The 24,702-nt window shown below is 76.3% G+C and carries 23 protein-coding genes; 11 read left to right on the top strand and 12 right to left on the bottom strand.

All coding sequences use genetic code 11. From position 1 onward, the window contains the following. Positions 1–63 precede the first annotated feature (63 nt). The 4 genes from ACR80Q_RS12890 to ACR80Q_RS12875 form a co-directional block, all read right to left on the bottom strand. Positions 64–336: a hypothetical protein gene (locus ACR80Q_RS12890; RefSeq protein ID WP_435378029.1), complete on the bottom strand. Its 273-nt coding sequence runs from the start codon at positions 334–336 to the stop codon at positions 64–66. A 20-nt stretch (positions 337–356) separates the two neighbouring features. Next, on the bottom strand, positions 357–641 hold the full coding sequence (locus tag ACR80Q_RS12885) for a WhiB family transcriptional regulator (RefSeq protein ID WP_435378028.1): 285 nt from the start codon (positions 639–641) through the stop codon (positions 357–359). 180 nt (positions 642–821) lie between these two features. Next, positions 822–986 carry a hypothetical protein gene (locus ACR80Q_RS12880; protein WP_435378027.1) on the bottom strand — a complete coding sequence of 55 codons (165 nt, stop codon included), beginning with the start codon at positions 984–986 and terminating at the stop codon, positions 822–824. A 158-nt stretch (positions 987–1,144) separates the two neighbouring features. Continuing rightward, positions 1,145–3,430 (bottom strand): UvrD-helicase domain-containing protein, encoded by a 2,286-nt coding sequence (locus tag ACR80Q_RS12875; protein ID WP_435378026.1) that lies wholly within the window; start codon positions 3,428–3,430, stop codon positions 1,145–1,147. A 204-nt stretch (positions 3,431–3,634) separates the two neighbouring features. On the opposite strand from ACR80Q_RS12875, the gene ACR80Q_RS12870 reads away from it, so the two are divergent. Beyond that, positions 3,635–3,856 carry a mycoredoxin gene (locus ACR80Q_RS12870; RefSeq protein WP_435378146.1) on the top strand — a complete coding sequence of 74 codons (222 nt, stop codon included), beginning with the start codon at positions 3,635–3,637 and terminating at the stop codon, positions 3,854–3,856. An 18-nt stretch (positions 3,857–3,874) separates the two neighbouring features. Here the strand turns inward: ACR80Q_RS12870 and nudC are convergent, their stop codons facing one another. Next, entirely contained in the window at positions 3,875–5,086 is a 1,212-nt protein-coding gene (gene nudC, locus ACR80Q_RS12865) for an NAD(+) diphosphatase (protein WP_435378025.1), read from the bottom strand. A 41-nt stretch (positions 5,087–5,127) separates the two neighbouring features. On the opposite strand from nudC, the gene ACR80Q_RS12860 reads away from it, so the two are divergent. Next, positions 5,128–6,405: a phosphotransferase gene (locus tag ACR80Q_RS12860; RefSeq protein ID WP_435378024.1), complete on the top strand. Its 1,278-nt coding sequence runs from the start codon at positions 5,128–5,130 to the stop codon at positions 6,403–6,405. Between the two features lie 4 nt (positions 6,406–6,409). Here ACR80Q_RS12860 and ACR80Q_RS12855 read toward each other — a convergent pair whose 3' ends face one another. From ACR80Q_RS12855 to ACR80Q_RS12845, 3 genes are read right to left on the bottom strand one after another with little or no spacing between them, the layout of a single operon-like run. Beyond that, positions 6,410–9,724: an ATP-dependent helicase gene (locus ACR80Q_RS12855; RefSeq protein WP_435378023.1), complete on the bottom strand. Its 3,315-nt coding sequence runs from the start codon at positions 9,722–9,724 to the stop codon at positions 6,410–6,412. After that, entirely contained in the window at positions 9,721–13,182 is a 3,462-nt protein-coding gene (locus tag ACR80Q_RS12850) for a PD-(D/E)XK nuclease family protein (RefSeq protein ID WP_435378022.1), read from the bottom strand. Before ACR80Q_RS12850 ends, ACR80Q_RS12855 begins: the two co-directional genes overlap by 4 nt. Continuing rightward, the gene (locus tag ACR80Q_RS12845; RefSeq protein ID WP_435378021.1) at positions 13,179–13,592 is read right to left on the bottom strand and encodes an MGMT family protein; all 414 of its coding nucleotides are present in this window, start codon (positions 13,590–13,592) and stop codon (positions 13,179–13,181) included. Before ACR80Q_RS12845 ends, ACR80Q_RS12850 begins: the two co-directional genes overlap by 4 nt. Before the next feature lie 115 nt (positions 13,593–13,707). Here ACR80Q_RS12845 and ACR80Q_RS12840 point away from each other — a divergent pair, with 115 nt between their 5' ends. From ACR80Q_RS12840 to ACR80Q_RS12830, 3 genes are read left to right on the top strand one after another with little or no spacing between them, the layout of a single operon-like run. After that, entirely contained in the window at positions 13,708–15,003 is a 1,296-nt protein-coding gene (locus tag ACR80Q_RS12840; protein ID WP_435378020.1) for a sensor histidine kinase, read from the top strand. Beyond that, a complete protein-coding gene (locus ACR80Q_RS12835) occupies positions 15,000–15,683 on the top strand; it encodes a response regulator (RefSeq protein WP_435378019.1) in 684 nt (227 codons plus the stop codon). Before ACR80Q_RS12840 ends, ACR80Q_RS12835 begins: the two co-directional genes overlap by 4 nt. A 25-nt stretch (positions 15,684–15,708) precedes the next feature. After that, complete coding sequence (locus ACR80Q_RS12830; RefSeq protein WP_435378018.1) at positions 15,709–16,725, top strand: DUF4097 family beta strand repeat-containing protein; 1,017 nt, start codon at positions 15,709–15,711, stop codon at positions 16,723–16,725. 30 nt (positions 16,726–16,755) lie between these two features. On the opposite strand, the gene moeZ is transcribed toward ACR80Q_RS12830, so the two are convergent. After that, positions 16,756–17,958 carry an adenylyltransferase/sulfurtransferase MoeZ gene (gene moeZ / locus ACR80Q_RS12825; protein WP_435378017.1) on the bottom strand — a complete coding sequence of 401 codons (1,203 nt, stop codon included), beginning with the start codon at positions 17,956–17,958 and terminating at the stop codon, positions 16,756–16,758. Positions 17,959–18,056: 98 nt separating this feature from the next. Further along, complete coding sequence (locus tag ACR80Q_RS12820; protein ID WP_435378016.1) at positions 18,057–18,524, bottom strand: GyrI-like domain-containing protein; 468 nt, start codon at positions 18,522–18,524, stop codon at positions 18,057–18,059. A gap of 152 nt (positions 18,525–18,676) precedes the next feature. On the opposite strand from ACR80Q_RS12820, the gene ACR80Q_RS12815 reads away from it, so the two are divergent. From ACR80Q_RS12815 to ACR80Q_RS12795, 5 genes are all read left to right on the top strand, one after another. Next, entirely contained in the window at positions 18,677–19,618 is a 942-nt protein-coding gene (locus ACR80Q_RS12815) for a hypothetical protein (protein ID WP_435378015.1), read from the top strand. Next, positions 19,615–20,058, top strand: coding sequence for a GntR family transcriptional regulator (locus ACR80Q_RS12810; RefSeq protein WP_435378014.1), 444 nt, complete (start codon positions 19,615–19,617; stop codon positions 20,056–20,058). The genes ACR80Q_RS12815 and ACR80Q_RS12810 overlap by 4 nt, the downstream gene beginning before the upstream one ends. After that, positions 20,058–20,693, top strand: a complete 636-nt coding sequence (locus tag ACR80Q_RS12805; protein ID WP_435378013.1) for a TetR/AcrR family transcriptional regulator — start codon at positions 20,058–20,060, stop codon at positions 20,691–20,693. The genes ACR80Q_RS12810 and ACR80Q_RS12805 overlap by 1 nt, the downstream gene beginning before the upstream one ends. 85 nt (positions 20,694–20,778) lie before the next feature. Beyond that, entirely contained in the window at positions 20,779–21,018 is a 240-nt protein-coding gene (locus ACR80Q_RS12800) for a DUF3107 domain-containing protein (protein ID WP_435378012.1), read from the top strand. Positions 21,019–21,052: 34 nt separating this feature from the next. Beyond that, the gene (locus tag ACR80Q_RS12795; protein ID WP_435378011.1) at positions 21,053–21,316 is read left to right on the top strand and encodes a GlsB/YeaQ/YmgE family stress response membrane protein; all 264 of its coding nucleotides are present in this window, start codon (positions 21,053–21,055) and stop codon (positions 21,314–21,316) included. A gap of 93 nt (positions 21,317–21,409) precedes the next feature. On the opposite strand, the gene ACR80Q_RS12790 is transcribed toward ACR80Q_RS12795, so the two are convergent. Then, positions 21,410–22,066, bottom strand: coding sequence for a ferritin-like fold-containing protein (locus ACR80Q_RS12790; protein WP_435378010.1), 657 nt, complete (start codon positions 22,064–22,066; stop codon positions 21,410–21,412). Between the two features lie 39 nt (positions 22,067–22,105). Between ACR80Q_RS12790 and ACR80Q_RS12785 the strand changes: the two genes are divergently transcribed. Then, positions 22,106–23,809, top strand: coding sequence for a DEAD/DEAH box helicase (locus ACR80Q_RS12785; protein WP_435378145.1), 1,704 nt, complete (start codon positions 22,106–22,108; stop codon positions 23,807–23,809). 113 nt (positions 23,810–23,922) lie between these two features. On the opposite strand, the gene ACR80Q_RS12780 is transcribed toward ACR80Q_RS12785, so the two are convergent. Further along, the gene (locus ACR80Q_RS12780) at positions 23,923–24,687 is read right to left on the bottom strand and encodes a ParA family protein (RefSeq protein WP_435378009.1); all 765 of its coding nucleotides are present in this window, start codon (positions 24,685–24,687) and stop codon (positions 23,923–23,925) included. Positions 24,688–24,702: the final 15 nt, after the last annotated feature.

The following is a 24,702-nucleotide window of genomic DNA, read 5'->3' as shown; positions in this document are numbered from 1 at the left end:
CCCCTGCGCTTCCCCCTTCTTTTCCCCCCCCCCAGGGCCGGTGGTCAGGACGGGTGGGGGTCCTCACCGAGCGAGCGTCCAGTCGTCGCTGGTCGAGGTGAGGTGCTCGCTGCGGCGGGTGGCGGCGCTCGCCAGCCGCAGGAGCAGCCGGGCCCGGGCCCGGGAGCGTTCGGCGGCGCGACGCCGCCGTATCGCTCCGGCCAGGCGCGCGGTGCGGGCGTAGGACAGGTCTCGGGACCAGCGCTCGCGCGCCAGGTCCTCGGCCAGGAAGGGCATGTCGGTCTCCTGCATGTTCTCCACGCCCACGAGGAGCGCGGTGGTCTGGTCCTGATGCACCGGACGGGGCACCAGGTGGGTCACGCCACGGCGTCCTTGCGCGGACGCCCTCGGGGACGCTTGCGGGGCACGACGACCCCGGCCTGGACGAGCTGGCCGCCCCAGACGCCCCACGGCTCGCGCCGCTGGATGGCTCCCTCGAGGCAGAGCTCGACGAGCGGGCATCCGGTGCAGAGGGCCTTGGCGGCCTCGACGTCGGCGGGGAGCTCGGCGAACCAGAGCTCGGGGTCGTGGACGCGGCACGGCAGCGTGCCGGGTTCGCTGGGTGCCAGTCGTATCGGGTCCAGGTGCTCGGTGACGGTCACCGTCGTTCCTCTCCGGGAGTGCCGACCGGTCGGGTGGACCGGGCGGGCGCGGTACGGGTTCGGCTCGTGGCCAGGAGGAGGGCCGAGCTCTGCTCGTACACCGGGAGTGACCCGGAGGAGGGACGAGAAGAGCCGCGGCCCCAAGGGGTCCGCGGCTCCGACGTGTCGGTGGTACCGACGTCAGTCGATGAGCGGGGGACCCGGAGGGGCGATGAGGAAGTCGCCGTCAGCGAGAAGGCGCACTCCACCCGTGGGACGGGGCTTGAAGGCGGGCACCAGGACGCAGACCTGCAGGGCGGCGACGGCGTGACGGCCGTACACCGGGGTGGTCGTCGTGTTCTCCATGGGTGGCACCTCCTCTCGTCGTCCGCGCAGCCCGGGCTGACCCCGCTGCGACCGTGTGCTCGGAAGGGTAGAACGCCTCCCGTGACGTGCGCCACTGTTTTTTCCGGCTCCGCTGTGTCGCCGGGTCCGCCGGGGCGCCGGACCCCCTGGCCCTGCGGTCAGCCGGGTCCCGCGGGGGCGCCGGACGCCGCGACCACGACGCCGACCACGTCCGGTCCGTAGCGGCCGAGCTTGACCGAGCCGACACCGGCGATCCCCACCAGCGCCCCGACGTCGGTGGGGTGCCGGTCGGCGATCGCCTCGAGGGTGGCGTCGGTGAACACGACGTAGGCGGGCACCCCCGCCGCGGCCGCGGTGGCGGCGCGCCAGGCCTTGAGGGCCTCGTGGACCGCTGCGTCGTAGCGCGGCGGGCAGTCGGAGCAGCGACCGGCCGTCCGCTGGGCCGCGGTCGCCAGCGGCACCCCGCAGCCCTGGCACACGCTCGGCATCGGGGCCCGTCGCCGTTCGCGTCCCGTCGCGGGGGCTGCCGCGCGCGCACCGTCCCCGCGGCTGGGGCTGCTGGAACCGCCGCCCGGCCGGACGGCGTCCAGGAACCGCGAGGGCCGCCGGGCCCCGCGGGAGCCGGGGTTGCGGGCGCGGGCCCAGGAGAGGTGGACGACCTCGCGGGCGCGGGTCACGCCCACGTACAGCAGCCGCCGCTCCTCCTCCAGGGCGGCCGGGGTGGTGGCCAGCGAGATCGGGACCAGCCCCTCGGACAGCCCCGGCAGCATGACCACGTCCCACTCCAGGCCCTTGGCCGCGTGCATGGTCGCCAGCGTCACCCCGTCCAGCACCGGGGCGTGCTGCTGGGCGGCCCGCGCCTCGAGGTCGGCGACCAGGTCGGGCAGGTCGGCGTCCGGGCGCTGGGTGGTGAGCCGGCGGGCGTGGTCCACGAGCGCCGCCAACGACTCCCAGCGGTCACGGACCTGGCCCCGGCCCGACGGGGGCTCCGGCGACCAGCCGGCCCCGGACAGCACGTCAGCCACCCGGTCGGCCAGGGCGGAGGCCTCCGCGGGAGCCGTCCCCCGACCGTCCGGGTCGGCCGTCGGCCCGTCGGTCCGGTCGTGGGCGCCCTTGGCCGCGCCACGGAGCAGCACGACGGCCTCCCGGACCTCGCGCCGGGCGAAGAACCGCTCACCGCCCCGGACGAGGTACGGCACGCCCGCCGCCCCCAGGGCCTCCTCGACGACCTCCAGCTGGCCGTTGGTCCGCACCAGGATCGCGACGTCCGCCGCGGCGGTGCCCTCCCCCAGCAGGGCCGACACCCGGGCCGCGACGGCCTCGGCCTCGGCCACGTCGTCGTCGTGCTCCGAGAACGTGGGCGGGCCCAGGTCCGTCCCGGCCGCCGAGGTGGCAGCGCCGGGCGCCGCACCCCCCGGGTCGTCGGCCGCGGGTCGCACGGCGCGCAGCCGGACGGTCCCGCTCGGCGCCGTGGCCCCACCGACCGCCCCGGCCCTGCCGGCGCCCGGGGTGGCACCCGCCCCCTCGAGCACCCCGTTGCCGAGCTCGACCACGGCCGGACGGGACCGGTAGTTGCGGACGAGCTGCACGACGGTGGCCCCGGGGTGCCGCGAGGCGAACCCACCCAGCAGCGACGCGTCCGCGCCCGCGAAGGTGTAGATCGTCTGGTTGGGGTCGCCGACCACGCAGACGTCGTCCCGCTCCCCGACCCAGGCGTCGAGCAGCTGCTGCTGCGCGGCCGAGACGTCCTGGTACTCGTCCACGGTGAACCACCGGTACCGCGACCGGACCTGACGGGCCACGTCCTCCCGCTCGCGCAGCATGGCCGTCGTCAGCAGCAGGACGTCCTCGAAGTCCATCACCCCGCGCGCCGTCTTGGCGTCCTCGTAGGCCTCGATGAGGCGGGCCACCAGCGACGGGTCGAGACCGGCCACGTCACCCCGCCCGGCGGCGGCCGCGGCGCCCGGGTAGGACGCGGGCGTGAGCAGCCCGACCTTGGCCCACTCCAGCTCGGCCGACAGGTCGCGGACCGTGGTCCGGTCGACCCTGACCCCGAGCCGCGCCGCGGCCTCGCCGACGACGGCCGCCTTGTGCTCCAGCAGCGAGGGGGCGCCGCCGCCGACGACCGTGGGCCAGAAGTGCTGCAGCATCCGCAGGGCGGCGGCGTGGAACGTCCGGGCCGTGGCCCGGCCCACCCCCAGGGCCCGGAGCCGTTCGCGCATCTCGCCGGCGGCCCGGGCGGTGAAGGTGACCGCGAGGACGTGGTCCTCGGCGGTGGCCCCCACCGCGACCGCGTGGGCGATCCGGTGGGTGATGGCCCGCGTCTTGCCGGTGCCGGCCCCGGCGACCACGCAGACCGGGCCGCGGACGGCCTCGGCCACGGCCCGCTGCTCGTCGTCCAGCGGCGCCAGGAGCGCGGGGGCGTCGGCGGGGCTGAGCGGCATGCCCCGATCCTCCCAGCGTCGGCGGCGGCGCGGGTGCGCCGGGTCGTGGGTCGGGGAACACCCGCACACCCGGTCCGGTTGTGGATGACTGGGCCGCGGGACCGCGGCCCGGACCACGTGGGCCGGCCTGGCCGGGCCCGACGCGGCCGATGCAACCGACCTGGAGGACACCCCGTGCAGAATCCTGCACCCGGCACCGTGACCATGTACTCGACCACCTGGTGCGGCTACTGCCGTCGGCTGAAGACGCAGATGGACCGCGAGGGGATCGGCTACACCGAGGTGAACATCGAGGACGTGCCCGACGCGGCCGACTTCGTGATGAAGGTCAACGGGGGCAACCAGACGGTGCCCACGGTGCTGTTCCCCGACGGCAGCGCCGCGACGAACCCGTCGCTCGCCGAGGTCAAGGCCCGGATCGCCTGAGCGGCCGGTCGAGGCCGCTCAGCGCCAGCTGCCGTCCTGGACCAGGGGCGCGCCCAGCCAGCGCTCGATCAACCGGCGAGCCACCGACACGCTCGGCGGGACCGTGACCTCGCCCCGGGCGACGGCGTCGCGCAGCTGCTGCCGCTCGAACCAGCGGGTCTCGGTGATCTCGTCGCCGTCCGGCACGGCCTCCGTGTCGTCGGTCTCGACGTGGAAGGCGAGCATGAGCGAGGCGGGGAACGGCCAGGGCTGGCTGCCCAGGTAGACCACTTCCCGGGCGTGCACGCCGGCCTCCTCCAGCAGCTCCCGGGCGACGGCCCCCTCCAGCGACTCCCCCGGCTCGACGAAGCCGGCGAAGGCCGAGAACCGGCCCTGCGGCCACCGGCCCTGGTGCCCCAGCAGGAGCCGGCCGGCCGGGTCGGTCACCGTCATGATCACGGCGGGGTCGTGCCGGGGGTGGTGGGTGCTGGCGTCCACCAGGCACACCCGCTCGTGACCGGCGGCCCCCACCCGGGTCGCCGCGCCGCAGCGGGGGCACCGTGGGTGCGAGCGGTGCCAGTGGTGCAGCGCCACCGCCTCGGTCAGGGCGCCGGCGTCCGTGGCGGGCAGCAGCGCCCCCAGGCCGCGCAGGTCGCTGACCTCGCCGGACAGCGCGCGGTCCACGGCCCGCCCGACCCCGTCGGCCCGGCCGGCCCGCCCGGCCCGCCCGGCCCGCCCGGCCCCGTCGGCGCCGTCCGCCGTGGTCCCGTCGGCCCGCCCGGCCCCGTCACCGGCCGCGGTCCCGTCGGCGCCGTCCGCCGCGGTCCCGTCGGCGCCGTCCGCCGCGTCGGCCGTGTCGCCTGCGTCGGCCGCGTGGCCCGCGTGCCCCGCGTGGCCCGCGTCGCCTGCGTCGGGCAGGAGCAGACCCACCAGGGCGCCGGGGGCGCGTACGTCGTCGTCCGGGAACCGCCCCAGGTGCACCGCCACGACCTCGGTCCCGGGGTCCTGCCCGGCGGCCGCGACGGCCCTGGCCCCACCCAGCGCCTCCACGAGCGCGAGGGCGGCCGTCCCGCGCAGGGTGCCCAGGCCGTGGTCCGCCCCGGCAGGGTGCACCGGGGTGCGTCCGCCGCGCAGCAGCAGCAACGAGGTGGTCGGGTCGAGGAGGAGCCGTTCCAGCAACCCCGGGGCGGAACGGTCCTCGCTGACCTTGTCCAGTCGTGAGCGGGACAACGTCAGGTCAGCCAGAGCCACGCCTGCAGCCTATGGGGGTCCCTCGCCCGTACGGTGGGCGCGTGCCTGCTCCCTCCGCCCCCGGGCGTCCGGACACCCCGCCGCTCGGTCGTGGGTCGACGGCCCGACGCCGCGACCCGGCCACCCTCGCGGCCATCCTGGTAGCCGCGATGCCCGAGGTGCGGCCGGTGGCGGTCGCCCCGGCGCGAGCCGGGGGCGAGGACGTGGACGCGGCCCTGGTGCACGACGCCGACTCCGGGGTGTGGGTCGTGCTGGCCCCCAGGACCCCCGAGGCCGCGGCCCGGGTGGAGGCCGAGACGGAGGCCGTCCGGCTCCTCGCCGGGGTCCTGCCCTTCGACGTGCCCCGCCCACGTGCGGACGTGGCGCTGCCCGGTGGCGGCCGGGCCGTGGTGTTCCCGGCCCCCCGGGGGCGCCCGGTGGACCTGGTCCGCCTGGCCGCCTCGCCCGGCGTCTGCCGGTCGGTGGGACGCAGCCTGGCCGCGCTGCACGACGTCACGACCGCCGTGGTGGAGCGGGCCGGTGTGCCCGTCCGGGACGCCGGCGAGGTCCGCCGCCGCCGCCTCGTCGAGCTCGACCAGGGCGCGGCGACGGGTCAGGTCCCCCCGGTGCTGCTCGAGCGCTGGGAGTCGCTGCTGGACGACACCTCCGTGTGGGACTTCAGCCCGACCGTCGTCCACGGCGACCTGGTGGCCGAGCGCCTCGTCGTGACGGGCGAGGAGGTGACTGCCGTCCTGGACTGGAACGACCTGCACGTGGGCGACCCGGCGCAGGACCTGGCCTGGCTGGCGGTGGGCGCCGAGCCCGAGACCGTGGAGGAGGTCCTCGCGGCGTACCGCGCCTCACGCCACGGCTCGGTGGACCCCGACCTGCTGCGCCGGGCGGTCCTGCACGGCGAGATGGCCCTGGTCCGGTGGCTGCTGCACGGCGTGGCCGTCGCCGACGACGCGGTCCAGCACGACGCCCACGGCATGCTGGAGCAGCTCGCCGGCTGGGTGGAGGCGGAGAACGCCGCCCGCCGCGGCGACGAGCACGACGAGCACGACGAGCACGACGAGCACGACGACGACCGTGGCCTCGAGGACGACGACGGCCCGGATGTCGTCGGCGGCCGCGACGACGACGCCCTCGAGGACGAGCCGACGACCGCCGCGCCGACCGCCCCGGAGACCGACCCGGAGACCGACCCGACGACCGGCCCGACGACCGACGCGCGGCCGGGCACCGACCGGCCGCGGACCGGCAGCTCGGTGGCCGCCCGTACGACGACGGGCGGGCCCGACGACGACCACGTCGTCCGTCGAGGAGACGCAGGCCCCTAGCCCCTCAGTCGCGCGTCCTCCCGGTCACCGGCCCCGCGCTGGTCGACCCGGCGTGCACCTGCGCTGCGCTCACCGGCCTCGCGGTCGCCCCGAGCAGCCGGGCGAGCCCGACCTCGTCCAGCAGCGCGAGCGGCCTGAGCGTCGTGCCCGCCGGACCGCCGCTGCCGTACCAGAACGCCGCTCCCACCCGCTCCAGCGGCCGGTCGTGCAGGCGGGCCACCGCGAGCCGGTAGACGGCGAGCTGGGCGCTGCGGGCCTCGGCCGCGCGCCCGACCGGCGGTCGACCGGTCTTCCAGTCGACGACGTCCAGGTCGTGGCGGGGGTCGGTGGAGCGCACGACGGCGTCGACGCGGCCGCGGAGCACGATCCGCCCGGCCGGTGTGTCGATCGGGGTGGCGAAGGGCACCTCGACGCCCACGACGTCCGCGGTGGCCCACTCGCTGGCCTCGAAGCGCGCCTTGAGCTCCTGCAGCTCGGTGTCGTCGGCCTCGGCGTCGTCGGCGGCGCCGACGAGCTCCTCGGGCTCGAACAGGCCGCGTCGCGGGCCGCTGCGCGACTCCACCCACTCGTGGAAGCGGCTGCCGCGGCGGGCCTGACGGAACGGCCGGCGCGGCACGGGACGGACCAGGTCGGCCAGCGCGACCTCGGGGTCGTCCGCGAGCGCCACGACCTGAGACGCCGACAGGTGGGTCGGGACGGGGGTGTCGAGCCCGGCGTCCCGCTCGGCCAGGAGGGCGTCCACCAGCGCTTCCCACCGGGCGAGGACGGGGTCCGACAGCGGGCCCGACGGCTCGTCCGAGGTGTCCGGGGACCCCGCGGCCCCTGGCGTCGCCGACGACGACCGGGCGGCCACCACCGCGTCGGCCGCGGCGAGCACCTGCTCGTGCCCGCCCGGCGCAGGCCAAGGCTGCTCGAGCTCCGGGACCTCGCGCGGGTTGACCAGGTCGGAGTCGTCCCCCGACGGCTCGAACCAGGAGACCGGGACCGCCCCCGCGTCGCGGGCATCGACGAGGAACGGGGACGGCTCCCTGGGGGTGCTCCCGGTCGCCCAGCGGGCCCCCGTGGCCAGCAGGGACCGGCGGGGGCGCGTGAGGGCGACGTAGGCGAGGCGACGCTCCTCGGCCGCGGCGTGCAGCCCGGCCTCGCTGCGGAACTGCTCGTGCCGCTGCTTCCAGTCCTCGCGGGACACGGCCCCGGCCGGTCGCCACGCCGGCAGGGAGTCCACGTCGCCGCGCGCGGGCCAGGGCAGCTCGCCGTTGCCGCTGAGCCAGCCGGCCGCGGGCCGGCCGGACGCCTCCCGGACCGGGAACCCGCCGACGACGAGGTCGACGACCGCGACGTCGTCCCACTCCAGGCCCTTGGCGGAGTGGATGGTGATGATCTGGACGGCGGCCGGGTCGGGTGCGACGTCGACCACCTCGAGGCCGCGCTCGTCCTCGCGGGCGGCGTCCAGCCAGGTGAGGAACCCGCCCAGGGTGGAGGTGCCGTCGACGTCGACGTAGCCGGCGGCCTCGGACACGAACCGGTCCAGCACGCGTCGGCCCTGCCGGGGGTCCCCGGCGGACGCGAGCACCTCGACGTCGACGGCCGTGGACGACACGGCGGACAGCACGATGTCGACCACGGGCCGGTGCAGGCTCTGGCGGACCCGGGCCAGGACCGCGGCCACGGCCGAGCAGCGGGCCCGCCCTGCGTCGCTGAGCCGTCGACCTCGCGGTGAGGTCCATTCCGGGCCGGGCAGCAGGTCCAGGGCGTCCACGAGCGACGCGGCGTCCCGGTCGTCACCCGCCAGCTCACGGGCACGGTCGGACAGGGCGTCCAGGTCGGCCGGGGCCAGCTGCCAGCGCGGACCGGTCAGCAGGCGGACCACGGCGTCACCACGTCCCGGGTAAGCGGCGGCCGTCAGGACCGAGACCAGGTCGACGACCTCGGGCTCGTCGAGGAGACCGCCCAGACCGAGCACGACCACCGGGACACCCCGGTGACGCAGGGCGTCCTCGAACCGGCTCATCTGGCTGCGGCGTCGGCACAGCACGGCCTGGGTGGGCACGGCGTCGGCCGACTCACGCCGACCGGCCAGCCAGTCCGCGACCAGGTCCGACTCGTGCTCGACGGTCTCCAGGTACGCCGAGCGGACCCGCCCGGGCCGGGCACCCGGAGCCGGGTGCAGGACGCCGACCTCGAGGCCGCCGGTCCCCCCGGGTCCCGGCTCCCGCAGGCCGGCGGAGACCGCGTTGGCCACGTCGAGGACCCGGGCGGGGTTGCGCCAGGACGTCGACAGGGTGAACTGAGCCGGCGGCCCGCCGGCGGCGGTGCTGAAGTGGCGCAGGAACCGGCCCAGGGTGCCGGAGCTGGCGCCGCGCCAGCCGAAGATGGACTGGTGCGGGTCGCCCACGGCGGTGACCGGGTGGCCACGGCCGAAGAGGGCGGCCAGCAGGTCCGTCTGCACGGCGGAGGTGTCCTGGTACTCGTCGAGGAACACCACCCGGTGCTCGGCGCGGAGCTGCTCGGCGACCTCCGGATGACCGGCGACCTCGGCGGCGAGCAGGACCTGGTCGCCGTGGTCGAGCAGCCCGGCGGAACGCTTGCGGCGGGTGTACTCGGCCAGCAGCGGGACGAGGGCGCGGCGCCGGCCGAGGACCTCGAGCACCTCGCGCTCCTTGACGGTCTTGAGGTAGCCGGCGTCGAGCTGGCGGGCGAGCAGGTCGACGTGGTCGTCGAGGCTGGCGGCGAGCTCGTCGGTGCTGACGCGGTGCTCGGCGCACTGCCCGGCCAGGGACAGGACGGCGTCGGACACCTGGTTGGGGTTGAGGCCGATGTCCAGCGGGTGCGGCCAGTCGCCCACGACCGTGTCGACCAGCTGGTGGCAGGCCGCCTCGCCCAGCAGCCTGACCTCGTCCAGGTGCAGGCGGGCCGAGTGCGTGGCCACGAGGTCGGCGGCGAAGGAGTGGTAGGTCCGGGCCTGGGGGCGTTCCACCAGCACGGAGGGGTCCGGACGGCTGCCCTCGGCCGCCGGGCCGCGTCCGGCGCCGGCCCACGCCTGCATCCGTTCCACCGCCCGGGTCACCCGTTCCTCCAGCTCGCCGGCGGCCTTGCGGGTGAACGTCAGGCCCAGGACCTCGTCGGCGCGGACCTGCCCGGTGCCGACCAGCCACGCCACCCGCAGGCTCATGGTCTCCGTCTTGCCCGAGCCGGCCCCGGCCACGACGAGGGCGCTGTCCAGCGGGGCGGTGACGACGGCACGCTGCTCGTCGGCCAGGTGGTACTGCAGCCCCAGCGCCCGCTCCAGCTGTTCGACGTCGTCCAGCAGGGCGGTCATGCGGGCTCCTCGTGGTCCGTGGGCGTGGGTCGGGTCGTGGGCGCGGGCAGCAGGGCCGTCGGCGGGGGCGTCCGGCGCCCTTCGGCCGTCGTCGGGCAGCTGCTGCGGACCGGGCAGCGCTGGCAGGCGGTGCCCGGCCGGGCCACGAAGGTGGCGGCCCGCATGCCGCGTCCGACCTCGCGGACCCGCTCGCGGGCGGCCTCCAGCGCGTCCGCGTCAGGGGCCGGCTGGGTGCGCTCGGTCGCGGCCCGCTGCGTCCCCCCGACGAACAGCAGCAACCCGCCCGCCGGCGCCCCGGCGACGTCCGGGAGGGCGCCGGACTCGACCGCCAGCTGGTACAGCTGCAGCTGGGGGTTGTCGCGGGCCTCGGCGGCTGACACCGCCGTCCGGCCGGTCTTGAGGTCCACGACCCTGACGCCGCCGGCCGCGGTCAGCTCCACCCGGTCGATGGCGCCCCGGACGGTGATGTCGTCCACCTGGTAGCTGAACGGCACCTCGCTGCCGACCACGGCGGTCCCCGCGCTGCGCTGCTCGGCCGCCCACACCGCCAGCTTGGTGATCATCTGCTCGACCCGGGACCGCTGGTGGGCCGACACCCACCCCTCCCCCAGCTCGAGGTCGCCCCAGCCGTGGTCGACCACGTCACGCAACGCCTGGCTGTCCGCGTCGGGCACCTGCTCGAGCGCGGCGTGCACCAGGGTCCCCAGGCCCTGGGCCGTCTCCCGGGGCAGGGTGCCGCCGCTGGCGGTGAGGTACCACTGCAGCGGGCAGCGCAGGAACCGCTCCACCGCGGAGGGGGACACGCCGAGGTCGGTCACCTGCCGCTGCGGGTCCGGCCCGGTCGCGGGCAGCCACGACCACTCGCGCGGGTCCGCGCCACGGACCCCGGCGGCCGCGAGCCGGGCCAGCAGGACGGCCGCGCCGGAGGCCCGCGGGCCGGCGACGGCCTCGCGGCGGAGCAGGGCCGTGACCTCGACCAGCGTCGACCCCGCTCCCAGGTCGGCGCCCCCGTCGGCACCGGCACGGCCGTCCTCCCCGTCGGTGTCGTGGCCCACGGGCGGGATCCCGAGGTCCAGCTCGCCCGGCTGGGTGACGACGGGCCCCGCCGCTGCTCGCCGCCGTACGGACGGGCCGGTGACGAGCGCCGGTCCCACCGCCCGCGCCACGAGGGTGCACAGGTCGCTCGGCCGTGAGGTGGCGTCGTCCGCGGCGGTGACCACCAGGTCGTCGACCGCCCGGGACACCGCCACGTGGAACAGCCGGAGCTCGTCCAGCACGACGTCGCGGCGAGCCTGACGGCGGAGCTCGGCGTGCTGCACCGCGCCCGCCGCGGACCCACCGACCCCTGCGACCGAGGTCGCGGGCCACCCCGGCGCGCCGGTCCGCCCCGGCGAGCGGAGCACCTCGGCCAGGTCGGTGAGACCGAGCAGGGAGCCCCGCAGCCGCGGGTTGGGCCAGACCCCGTCCTGCACCCCGGCCACGACGACCACCCGCCACCGCTCGCCGACCGCCCCGGCGGGGGTGGTCACGGTGACCGCCTCCACCGGGCCGTCGCCCCCGAGCCGGTCGTCACCGACGGCCCGGGACCGCAGGTGGGCGACGAACCCGGCGACGTCGCCGCGAGGGTTGCGGTCCACCCACGCCGACGCCGCGTCGAACAGCGCCATCACCGCGTCCAGGTCGGCGTGGGCCCGGACGGCGTCCGGTCCGCCGCGCAGCGCGGTCCGGCGCCACCGCTCGGCCAGGCGCAGCCGGTCCCAGAGCTGCCACAGCGCGTCCTCGACCCCGTCCGGGACCGCCCGCGCCGCCGCCGCCAGCACGTCGACCACCCGGACGAGGGAGGCGCCCACCGCCGGCGGCAGGCCGGCGAAGGCGTGACCCGGGGCCGGGACGGCGGCCTCACCACGCAGCACGGCCGCGACGTGGCCGCACACCCCGGTCAGGGCCTCCTCACCGGACACGGCGCGGCCGTCGTCCGGCCGCGCGGCGGAGCGTGCGTGCACCACCAGCCGCCGCCAGCGCACCGGGTCCCCACCCCCGAGCGGGCCCACGCACAGCCGCTGCAGGACGTCGGGGTCCAGCCGGTCCGGGTCGGCGGCGACCTCGAGCGCGCGCAGCAGCAGGTCCACCACGGGCTCCTCCCGCAGCGGCGCCCGGACGCCGGGAGCCCGCACCGGCACCCCGGCGCCCTCCAGGGTGCGGCGCAGCTCGTCGGCCCCCCGGACGCTGCGCACCAGGACGGCCATCTGCGACCACGGGACCGGGTCCTCGTCGCGGTGACGACGGTGGCGGAGCTCACCGGCGACCACCACCGCCTCGTCCGCCCGGTCCATCCCCAGCAGCAGGCTGACCCGGCCGGCGGGGACGACGTCGGCCCCGTCAGCGGCCGCCGCGCCCCCGTCGCCCCCGTCGCGACCGTCGGTCACGTCGGCCGCAGCCGGGGACCAGCCGGGGGCCCTGGGGCCGTGCAGCTCGGCGGCGACCGCGGCCTGGACCCGCCGCAGCAGCCCGGCCTGCCGCAGCGGTCGGCGGAGCTCGGTGACGTGGACGGGCGCCCCGGGGTCGCCCAGCCAGTCCGCGGCCCGTTCCAGCAGCCCGACGTGGGCGCCCCGGAACGTCTGCGTCGCCCCGTCGGGATCACCCACGACCAGCAGGTCGCCCACCACGTCGGCGGCCTCCCGGACGAACGACCAGGCCGCCGGGGTGAGGTCCTGCGCGTCGTCGACCCCGAGGTGGCCCACCTGCTCCGACAACCACCCGGCGAGGCCGGTCCGGTGGTCGGCCAGCAGGTCCGCGGCGACGGCGACGATGGAGGCGGGGTCGTGGGCCTCGTCCCCCCGCAGGCCGGCGACCTGCTCCAGCTCGGTGAGGACGTGAGCGGCCGCCACCCACTCCGGTCGGTGGTGCCGCAGGCCGAGGCCGGCGAGGTCGGTCGGTGAGACCCCGTGCTCCACCGCGCGGGCCGACATCTCGCGCAGCTCGTCGCGGAAGGCCCGGGTCAACCGGAGCCGGTGGTCCAGGTGCGGCGGCCACGGCGGGGCGGACCCGTCCTCGGCGTGCCCGGCCAGCAGCTCCGCCAGGGCCTCGTCCCGCTCGCTGGCCGTGACGAGGCGGGGCGGACGCGCCCCCGTGCGCAGGGCGTGCTCGCGCAGCACGGCCCAGGCCAGGGAGTGCGGGGTCCTGGCCACCCGGTCGCCCCGGGCGCCCTGGACGCGGTCCTCCACCGCGTCGCGGACCCGGTCCGCGGCCCGCCGCGACGGCACGAGGACGACCGGCCCGGGCCCGGTGCCGTGGCTGCGGTGCAGGGCCCAGGACACCAGCGCCCGGGTCTTGCCCGTGGCCGGACCGCCCAGCACCACCTGGCGACCGGCCCGCCGGACGACGTCCAGCTGGGCGCCCGTCAGCACGGACGTCCCGTCGGTCCGGTCGAGGACCGGACCGGGAGCAGGGGTGCTCACCGCGGCCCCGCCCCTGCCTCGTCCTCGGCCTCGGCCTCGGGTCCGACCTGGGGTCCGGTCACCCAGACCGGGGCCACGGGCTCCACGACGGCGCGCACGAGGTCCACCCGTCGTCCCCCGGCCCGCAGGGGGGTCCCCTCCTCGCGCCACCGGGCCGACGCCGCAGCCGGGTCGCACACCGGGGGGGAGCCGTCGGCCGGCAGCACCCGCCACCAGGCCACGGCACCCCCGTGCGACGCCATCACGGCGCCCACCGAGCGTGGCCCTCCTCCCAGACCGGCGTCGGACAGCACCCGCGCGATCCGCCCGTAGGTGGTGACGGACCCGGGCGGGACCTGGTCGACCACGTCGAGCACGGCCTCGGCGTACTCGCCGAGCTCCGGGGCCGCGCGGTCGGGGGTCGAGGTCACAGGGGAAGCATGCCCGGCGGGTGGGACACAAGGTGGCGACGGGGGGTTTCCCCCCGTCGGCTTCGACGTGCCCGCTGCACTGCCGTGGGCGCCCGGCTGCTCCTACGGTCGTGGCATGACCCCGGCCACCACCGACACCCGCCCCCGGCGCCTCGGCGTCGTGCGCGTCTGGCTCCGGGGCTGGCCCGCCCTGGCCCACCTCGTCCTCGACCTGCTGCTGGCCGTCGTGTTCCTGCTGGTGGTGCTCAGCGCGGTCGGAACGGCACTGGGCTCCTGGACGCTGGTGACGATCCCCGTCCTGGCCCTGACCCTGCTGGTGGCGTTCGGGATGGTCGGCGCCGAGCGGTGGCGCATCGCGATCTTCCTGCGCGCGTGGGTCCCGCCGATGGAGCGCCGCCCGCCGCACCTGCCCGCCTGGCGCCGCGTCGGCCTGGACCCCCGCCCGTGGCGCTCCTTGCTGTACCTGGCGCTGATGGCCGTCTGGGGCCTGACCGGAGGTCTGCTGGTCACCGCCCTGCTCGCGGGGTCGCTGGTGGCCCTGGGGGCACCGGCCCTGCCGGAGGGGAGCACCCTGCTCGGCCAGCCGGTCGCGACCTGGGTGCTGTGGCCCCTGGCCGTCGGCGGTGCGGTGCTGCTGCTGCTGCTCCCGTTCCTCGGCTGGGTGCTGGGCCACGTCGACGTCGCCCTGGCGAAGCTGTCGATCAGCTCCGACCCCGCGGCCCGCGAGGCCGCCCTGAGCGCCAGGGTCGACACGCTGACCGAGACCCGGGAGCGCGCCATCGACTCCGTCGAGGCCGAGCGGCGACGCATCGAGCGCGACCTGCACGACGGCCCGCAGCAGCGGCTCGTGGCCATCGCCATGGACCTCGGCCTGGCCAAGCAGCGGCTGCAGACCGACCCCGGCGGGGTCGAGGAGCTGCTGGACCGGGCGCACGCCTCGGCCAAGGAGGCCGTCGTCGACCTCCGCCGCGTCGCCCGCGGCATCCACCCGCCCGTGCTCACCGACCGTGGTCTCGACGCCGCGCTGTCCGCGCTGGCGGCCCGGTCCCCGGTCCCGGTGTCGGTGCACGTGCAACCCGGTCCCCGCCCGCCCGCGCGGCTCGAGGCCATCGCCTACTTCTCGGTGTCGGAGGCGCTGACGAACGTGGCCAAGCACTCCGGGGCGACGTCGGCGCGCGTCGACGTGGACACCCGCGAGCTCGAGGGCCGCCCCGTGCTGCAGGCCACCGTCACCGACGACGGCCGCGGTGGGGTCGACCCGCGGCTCGGCAGCGGCCTGACAGGCTTGCGCGACCGGGCCCGGGCCGTCGACGGCGAGGTCTTCGTGTCCTCGCCGCCCGGGGGCCCGACCGTCCTCACCGTCCGGCTGCCCCTGGCGCCGGCCCCCACCACCACCGGAGGACAGCCGTGAGCCAGCCGACCACCCCGACACCCCCGCGCCGCCGCCTCGTCCTGGCGGAGGACAGCGTCCTGCTCCGCGAGGGGCTCGTACGCCTGCTGAGCGAGAACGGCTTCGAGGTGGTCGCCGCGGTCGGCGACGCGGAGACGTTCCTGTCGGCCGTCGCCCAGCACGCGCCGGACATGGTGCTGACCGACGTCCGGATGCCCCCGACCTTCACCGACGAGGGGGTCCGGGCCGCGCTCGTGGTCCGCGAGCAGTACCCCGACGTGGCCGTCGTCGTCCTCAGCCAGTACGTGGAGGAGAACTACGCCTCGGAGCTGCTGGCCGGACGGGCCAAGGGCGTGGGGTACCTGCTCAAGGACCGGGTGGCCGACGTGGCGGACTTCGTCGAGGCGATGCAGCGCGTCGCGGCCGGCGGCACCGCGCTCGACCCCGAGGTGGTGTCCCAGCTGTTCGCGCGGGCGCGGCGCGAGGACCCGTTGTCGACGCTCACCCCGCGCGAGCACGACGTGCTGCGGCTGATGGCGGAGGGCCGGTCCAACTCGGGGATCGCCACCGCGATGTTCGTCACCGAGGGGGCCGTGGAGAAGCACGTGTCCAACCTGTTCACCAAGCTCGACCTGCCCCAGGCCGGCGACGACCACCGCCGGGTGCTGGCCGTCCTGCGCTACCTCGAGCACGTCGACTGAAGCGTCGAGAGACCAGGAGCCCGTCATGACGCAGCCACCGGCACCCCCCTCCCCACCCGCCTACGGCCCACCCCCCGGCGCGTACGGCCCGCCCCCCGGCGGGTACGGCCCACCCCCCGGCGGGTACGGCCCACCCCCCGGCGGGTACGGCCCACCGCCCGGCGGGTACGGGCCCCCGCCCGGCGGGTACGGCCCGGTCCCCGACCCGCCGCCCCCCGTGCCGACCGAACGCCCGCGGACCCCCTGGTGGGCCGGCCTGCTGGCGGTCCTCGGGGTCCTGGCCGTGGTGGCGACCCTCGTCGGGGTGACCAGCGCGCTGGTGTACGCGGCCGCCACCCGCACGAGCGAGGTCGCCGTGGCCGAGACCGGGGTGCGCGAGCTGCGCCTGACCGGGGTCGCCGGCGGCGCCAGCGTCACCACCCGGACCTCGAGCGACGGCGAGGTCATGGGGACGGCCCGGCTGACGACGTCGTGGGACGAGGCGGACGTGACGGTCGAGCGCCAGGGCGACGTGCTGCTGCTCGAGGCGGACTGCGACCAGCAGGCGTGGCCCCGCCGCTGCGAGGTCGCCTTCGACCTGGTCGTGGACCCCAGCACCGACGTGGTGGTCGACATGGTGACGGGCGGTTTCGAGGCGGACGGTCTCAGCGGCGACGTCGCCGTCGACATGGTCACCGGCGGCGTCATGCTCACCGCCGCGGCGTCGCAGCAGGTCGACGTCCAGGTCACCACCGGTGGCGTGGCCCTGGACTTCGCGGTGGCACCCCGGCAGGTGGAGGTGTCGACGGTGACCGGGGGCATCGCGATCGGCCTCCCGGTCGACGGGCAGGCGTACGCGGTCAGCACCGACGTCAGCGTGGGCGGCTCCGACGTGAGCGTCCCGACCGACCCGTCGTCGTCGAGGTCCATCGAGGCGTCCACCACCGTCGGGGGGATCGAGGTCCGCAACGGCCCGGTGGACGTGACGGGGTCCCAGACGACCTGGGACGGGTCCGGCTGGGGCGGCGGCGCGCCGGCCCGCCCCGACCGGCCGACCCCGTGACCTGCCGACGGGCGGCAGGTCACGGGCACCTCAGTAGGAGGGCTTGTCCGGCTCGATCTGGTCGACCCAGGCCAGCACGCCGCCGCCCACGTGCACGGCATCGGCGTACCCCGCCCCCTTGACGACGGCGAGCGCCTCGGCCGAGCGGGTGCCCGCCTTGCAGTGCAGGACCACGGGCTTGTCCTGCGGCAGCTGCTCCAGCGCCGCCCCGGACAGGAACTGCCCCTTGGGGATCAGGACGGCGCCGGGGATGCTGACGATGTCGAACTCGTCGGGCTCGCGGACGTCGACGAGCACGAAGTCCCGCTCGCCGCGCTCCCGCTCGTCGAGCATCTGCTTGAGGTCCCTGACGGAGATGGTGGAGCCCACCACGGCCTCGGACGCGTCGGCCGACACCGTCCCGCAGAACGCCTCGTAGTCGATGAGCTCGGTGACGGGGGTGCCCTGGGGGTCCTTGCGGACCCGCACCTCGCGCCAGCTCATCTCCAGGGCGTCGAAGACGAGCAGCCGGCCGAGCAGGGTGTCGCCGATGCCCGTGATGAGCTTGATCGCCTCGTTGACCATCACGGAGCCGATCGACGCGCACAGGACGCCCAGGACACCGCCCTCGGCGCAGCTGGGGACCATGCCGGGCGGCGGCGGCTCCGGGTACAGGTCGCGGTACTGCACGCCCTCCCGCACGGAACCGTCCGGACCGGCGGGCGGCTCGGCCCAGAAGACGCTGACCTGGCCCTCGAACCGGAAGATCGAGCCCCACACGTACGGCATCCCCAGCAGCACGCAGGCGTCGTTGACCAGGTAGCGCGTGGCGAAGTTGTCGGTCCCGTCCACCACCAGGTCGTAGTCGCGGAAGATGTCCAGGACGTTGGAGGAGTCCAGCCGGGTCTCGTGCACCCGGACGTCGACGAACGGGTTGATCTCGAGCACCGACTCCTTGGCCGAGGTCGCCTTCGGCTTCCCGACGTCGGACTGGCCGTGGATGATCTGCCGCTGCAGGTTGGACTCGTCGACCACGTCGAACTCGACGATGCCCAGGGTGCCGACACCGGCCGCCGCCAGGTACAGCAGCGCCGGGCTGCCCAGTCCCCCGGCGCCCACGACCAGGACCTTGGCGTTCTTCAGCCGCTTCTGACCGGCCATGCCGACGTCGGGGATGATGATGTGGCGGCTGAACCGGCGCACCTCGTCCACGGTCAGCGCAGCGGCGGGCTCGACGAGCGGGGGCAGGGTCACGGGACGGCTCCTCGGTTCTGGGTCGGCGGTCCTCGTCGTCAACCCGCCCGCGCCCGGTCGTGTTCCACCCTTCTCGCGCGCGCCGCCCCCGGGTCGGCTCAGGCCAGCGTCACGGTGAGCTCGGTGACCATGCTGTCGGGGTCGGCCTCCGGCGACGGCTCGGTCACGTACACCTCCCACATCAGCGGCCCCGGGGTCAGGCCCTGTCCGTCGATCCAGGCGAACAGCCGTCCGTAGGCGTCTCCGAGACCGTCGTAGCTGCCGTGGTGGGCGTACCTGACGGCGCGACCTCCTGGCAGCGTCAGCGGCGACACGACCCCGTCCGCGGTCACGGGCCGGTCCACCGGGAAGCCGGCGGCCAGGTCGATGGTGTCGGTGGGCATCGAGAAGGTCACGCCGTACGCGGGGCCCACCAGGGCGCGCCCCTGCTGGGGCACCGCCTCGGCCAGCGCGGCGTAGGAGCGGTCGTAGAACTCGGTCATCGCGTCCATCGGGACGACCTCGCGGATCACGGCGAGCTCGACGGGGTCGATCTGGACGACCTGCGGCTGCGGGTCGGACGTCATGACGGCCTCCCTTCCTGAGGTGTGCGCCGACGGTAGGGGTGGGCACCGACAGGACCGGGCAGCGACCGGACCGGGCACCGACCGGAGGGGTGGCGTGGCACGGTCGCCGATGATCGACTGAATGCCTTAACTCATTGACTCAGGAGGTCCGCGTGAGCCCGCTGGTCCCGACCGGCTACGACGTCGTCTGGTCCGCCCTTGTCCTGGCCGCCTGGCTGGTCACGGTCGGCCTCCTCGCCGGTGGCGCCGGGCTCGCGGGGCGGGCGCTCGCCCCTCCGGGCCACGGCGAGCCCGAGGGCCGGGCCCGACTGCGCCGGCGTGAGGCCACGGCGCTCGCGGCCGCCACCACGGCCGGCCTGCTCCTGCCGTTGCCCCTGGTCCTGCTGCTCGGCCTGGTGACGACGTCGGTGGCCGCCGCGGCCCTGACGTACTCCGTCGTCCTGGTGGTCGTCCTCGCCTCGTCGGCCGACGGCTCCACCGTGCGAACGGCCGACCTGTCCGCCGCCGGGCCGCCGCTGCCCCGGACCCGGCTGCTCGCCGTCGCCCCCGTCGTGGCGGCAGGCGTCCTCGCGCTCGTCGGGCTGGGCACCTGGCTGTTCCCGCCTCGGCTGCAGGTCGTCACGCTCGACCAGCTGGGGATGAGCGACCCGCAGGAGCTGTTCGCCCAGGTCGAGCCGCTGCCGCGGTCGCAGGACGTCGTGGTGGCCCTGGTGGCCGTCGCCGTGCTGGCGGCCGGGAGCGCGGCGGCCGCGTGGTGGAGCCGCAACCACCCCCTCGGAGTGCCCGGCGGCGCACCGCACCCGTCCGTGGTCGCCTCCGCCCGGCAGCGGGTCCGCTTCCGGCTACGACGCGCCGTCGCCGCCGGGACCCTGCTGGTGGCCGGCCTCGAGCTGGCCCTCGGCCACAGCAGCCTGCGCCTGGTCGACGGGGTCGCGTCGCGCGACGACTGGCAGGCCGCGGTGGGGGCGCTCGGCCTGCTCCTGCTCCTCGGGGGCTGCGTCCTGCTGGCGCTGCGCCCGCCCCCGCTCGTCCTGGCGTCGGGCACCTCCACCGGGGCCGGCCCCTCCCCGGGCCGCACCCACCCCGGCGGATGAGCTCCCCCGCCCCGTCGCCGCTGCTGCAGGTCGACCTGCTGTCCCCGACCCCGCCGTACGAGCAGGTCCGCCGCCAGGTGGCGGCCCACGTGTCCGCCGGGACCCTGCGACCGGGTCAGCGGCTGCCCACGGTCAGGGAGCTCGCAGGACGGCTGGGGTTGTCGCCCAACACCGTGGCCCGGGCGTACCGGGAGCTCGAGCGGGACGGTCTGGTGACGACGCGGCGACGGGTCGGCACCGTGGTGACCGCCGCGCCGGCGGGACCCGCACCCGCGGACGGCGACGGGGTCGACGGACTCGCGGCCGTCCACCGTGCGGCGGCGACTCTGGCCCGTGCCGCGCTGGCCGCCGACCTCGACGACTCCGACGTGCTGACCATCGCGCACGGCGCGCTGCTGCGCGCGCGAGCCGACGCTCCCCCGCCGGTACCCTCCCCGTGATGACCAGCGCCGCCGCGGCACCCACCGCGGACCCCGCCCGGGGCACCCGTCTGTCCCGGCCCGCACGCCGCCAGCAGCTCCTCGGCGCCGCGCAGGAGGTGTTCGTCGCCTCCGGCTACCACGCGACCGCGATGGACGAGATCGCCGACCGCGCCGGGGTCTCCAAGCCCGTGCTGTACCAGCACTTCCCCAGCAAGCTCGAGCTGTACCTCGCGGTCCTCGACCGCCACGTCGACGCGTTGGTCGACGCGGTGCGTGCGGCCCTGGAGGCCACCGAGGACAACAAGCAGCGTGTCGCCGGCGTCACGGGGGCGTTCTTCTCCTTCGTCGACACCGACGGCGAGGCGTTCCGGCTGGTCTTCGAGTCCGACCTGACCTCGGAGCCGGCGGTGCGCGACCGGGTGGCGCGGATGACGGCGGCCTGCGCGGAGCCGATCAGCGTCGTCATCGCCGAGGACACCGGCCTCCCCGCCGAGCAGGCGCGGATGCTCGGCATCGCGCTGGTCGGCCAGGCCCAGGTGACCGCCCGGTGGTGGTTGACCAACGGTCGACCCATCCCCCGCGAGGACGCCGCCCGCCTGGTGTTCTCGCTGTCCTGGCGGGGCATCCGCGGGTTCCCCAAGTCCGGGGCCTGACGCCCCACCCGTTAGGCTCGTCCCGCCCCGCCGGACCGGCGCGGCACACCGGGCGCACCTCGCCCACCACTGCACAGGAGGCACCGTGGAGGTCAAGATCGGCGTCCGGAACGCTGGACGCGAGCTGTTCCTCGAGTCGACCCAGACCGCGGAGCAGATCGGCTCGACGGTCGCCAAGGCCATCGAGGCCGGCGGCGTCCTCGAGCTCGTCGACGAGAAGGGCCGGCACGTCTTCGTGCCCACCGAGGCGCTCGCCTACGTCGAGACCGGGCCCACCGAGGTCCGCAAGGTCGGCTTCGGCACGCCTCCGCTCAGCGGCGCCTGAGCCGCACGCGCGGACGACCCCGGGGGCAGCAGCCGTGACCGTCGAGACGATCCTGTCCGCCGTGCTGATCGGCGCGGTGCTCGGGGTCCTGGGACGCCTGCTGGTCCCGGGACGCAACCCCATCGGGTGCCTGCTGACCATCGGCGTCGGCATCCTCGCCGCCCTGGCCGGGACCTTGCTGGCCGAGGCCGCCGGGGTCGAGACCGACGGGTGGAGCTGGGCCGAGTTCGGCATCCAGGTCCTGGTCGCGGCGTTCGGCGTCGCCCTGCTGACCGGGTTCAGCCGCAAGCGCTCCTGACGTCACGCGTCGCCGGGCGTCACGCGTCACTGGGCGGACGCGTCACTGGGCGGGACGCGCCACTGGGCGGGACGCGCCACTGGGCGGGACGCGTCACTGGGCCAGGCCGAGCACCTTCATGCGCTCGCCGTGGCGATCCATGATGCGGGCGAACATGTGGCCGATCTCGGCCAGGTCCGCCCCGGGCTGGTCCTCGGTGCCGACCAGCAGCGCGGCCAGTCCGTCCCGGTCCACGGCCACCCGCTGGGCCTGGCTGAGGGCCTCGCCCACGAGCCGCCGCGCCCACAGGGCGAGACGGCCGGCGAGGCGCGGGTCACGGTCCACCGCTGCCCGCACGGCGCCCGCGACGACCTCGGTGTGCCCGGCGTCCTCGAGCACCCGGTGGACGAGGTCCCGGGTGTCGGCGTCGACGAAGGCCGAGATCTCCCGGTAGAAGTCCGTCGCGATCCCGTCGCCGACGTACGCCTTGACCAGGCCCTCGAGCCAGTCGTTGGGCGAGGTCCGGTCGTGGAACGCGTCGACCGGCGCGCAGAACGGCGCCATCGCCTCCTGCGGGGCGGCCCCGAGCTGCTCGATCCGCGCCGCGAGGGCCTCGTAGTGGCGGAACTCCGAGGCCGCGACCTGGGCGAGCGCCACCTTGTCGGCCAGGCTGGGGGCGAGCTCCGCGTCCCCGGCGAGCCGGCTGAAGGCGGTCAGCTCGCCGTAGGCCAGGGCGCCGAGGAGGTCGACGACAGGCGCGTGCGGGGGCATGCGGGCACCCTAGCCCGCAGCCCCGGCTAGGATCGCCCCATAGTGACTGACCAGACCTTCGCCGACTTCGGCGTCCAGACAGAGATCTGCGCGGCCCTCGCCGGCGCGGGGATCACCCATCCGTTCCCGATCCAGGCGATGACCCTGCCGGTCGCGCTGCAGGGGGCCGACATCATCGGCCAGGCGAAGACCGGCACGGGCAAGACCCTCGGATTCGGCATACCGCTCGTGCAGCGCGTCGTGGGACCGGGCGAGCCCGGCTTCGACGACCTCGAGGCCCCCGGCAAGCCGCAGGCCCTCGTCGTCGCCCCCACGCGCGAGCTCGCCCTGCAGGTGGCCCAGGACCTGACGACCGCCGCCAAGCGCCGCGCCGTCCGGGTCACGGTCATCTTCGGCGGCCGCGCCTACGAGCCCCAGATCGACGCCCTGCGCACCGGCGTCGAGATCGTCGTCGGCACGCCGGGTCGCCTCAACGACCTGGTGCAGCAGGGGCACCTCGACCTGAGCCGCTGCCGCCACGTCGTCCTCGACGAGGCCGACGAGATGCTCGACCTGGGCTTCCTGCCCGACGTCGAGCGACTCCTCTCGCGCACCCCCGCGGGGCGTCAGACGATGCTGTTCAGCGCGACGATGCCGTCCGCGATCGTGTCGCTGGCCCGGGCCTACATGACCCAGCCCACGCACATCCGGGCCCACGACCCCGACGACGACGGCGCCACCGTCAAGCTCGTCAAGCAGTTCGCCTACCGCACCCACCCGATGGACCGCATCGAGTGCCTGGCCCGGCTGCTGCAGTCCGAGGGCCGCGGTCTGACGATCGTGTTCACGCGCACCCGGCGCAACGCGTCCAAGGTGGCCGACGACCTGGTGGCCCGTGGGTTCGCCGCCGCGCCGATCCACGGCGACCTGGGGCAGGGCGCCCGCGAGCAGGCGCTCCGCGCGTTCCGCAACGGCAAGGTCGACGTGCTCATCGCCACCGACGTGGCCGCCCGCGGCATCGACGTCGAGGACGTCACCCACGTCGTCAACTACGAGTGCCCCGACGACGCCAAGACCTACATCCACCGGATCGGCCGCACCGGTCGCGCCGGCGCCGCGGGCACCGCGGTGACGTTCGTCGAGTGGGCCGACACCGTCCGCTGGACCGTCATCGCCCGCGAGATCGGCATCCCGTTCGACGAGCCGGTCGAGACGTACTCCACGTCGGAGCACCTGTTCACCGACCTGCACATCCCCGCGGGCACGACCGGGCGGCTGCCGCGCGCGTCGCGCACCCGGGCCGGCCTGGACGCCGAGGTCGTCGAGGACATCGAGGGTGCCCCCAAGCGCACCCGCGCCCCCCGCGAGGGCGGTCGCGACGGCGGCTCCCGCGAGGGCGGAGCTCGCGGTGGCCGCGACAGCGGTGGTCGTGAGGGCGGCAACCGGGACAGCGGCCGCGGCGGTCGTGAGGGAGGCCGTGGTCGCGACGGCGGTCGCGCCCCCGAGCGCGCCGCGGAGCACCCTGCGGCTCCGGCCGGCGACGCCCCGGCCACCGACCGGCCTCGTCGCCGTCGGCGGGCCGCCGGCTCCACCACCGTGCTGCTGACCGACGCCGGCCCCGTCGCGGTGGACGACGCGACGGCGAAGCCCGTCGGCGACGGCGAGACCGGCGCACCGCGTCGTCGTCGCCGTCGTCGCAGCAGTGGCAGCGCCCCGGGTGGCGACGCCTCGGGCGCCCCGGCGCAGACCGCGACGGTCGACTGACCCGCGCACCTCGCACGCACCGGCAGCGCGTCGACCACCACGGTCGGCGCGCTGCTCGCGTCTGAGCCGGCCCGCCGGCGGGCCCGGGCTGACCGGCGGGCCGGGCTCGCTGGTCAGCGACCGGCGAGCAGGACGTCGGCCACCTCGCGGTAGGCCACCGCGGCGCTCGACCGGCCCGCCGTCGCCAGCACGCTGCGACCCCGGGCGGGTGCTTCGGCGACCCGCACGGACCGGGGCACCGGCCCGAGGACGGGCAGTCCGTAGCGCTCCCCCAGGTCCGCCACGACCTGCCGGGCGTGGGCGGTGCGCATGTCGACCATGGTCGGCAGCAGGCCGACCACGGTCAGGTCGGGGTTGAGCAGGTCCTGCACGTCCTCGACCGTGTCGAGCAGCTGCCCGACCGCACGGTGACCGAGCATCTCCGCCGTCAGCGGCACGAGCACCTCGTCGGCCGCGGCCAGCGCGTTGAGCGTCAGCACCCCCAGGCTGGGCGAGCAGTCGAGGACGACGTCGTCGTAGTCGTCGGCCACCAGGGCCAGCGCCTCCCGCAGGACCAGGTCGCGCCCACGTCGACCCGACAGGGCCGCGTCGACCCCGGCCAGGTCCAGCGTGGCCGGCACCAGGTCGACGCCCTCGGCCGTGGTGACCACGGCGGCGGTGACGCTCCCGCCCAGCATGACGCCGTGGCTGCCCAGGGTGTCCTCGCCGTCCTCGCCGACGGTGCCCACGCCCAGCGCGAAGGTCAGGCACGCCTGGGAGTCCAGGTCCACGAGCAGGACCCGGCGACCCCGCTCGTGGAAGGCCGTGGCCAGCGCGGCGGCGGTGGTGGTCTTGGCCACACCGCCCTTCTGGTTGGCGATCGCCAGCACCCGGGACATCGCCCCATCCTGGCA

It is taken from the genome of Aquipuribacter aurantiacus (assembly GCF_051216895.1).
GTDB lineage: Bacteria > Actinomycetota > Actinomycetes > Actinomycetales > JBBAYJ01 > Aquipuribacter.
The sequence above is the reverse complement of the archived record's forward strand: the minus strand, read 5'-3'. Positions and strand labels throughout refer to the sequence as shown.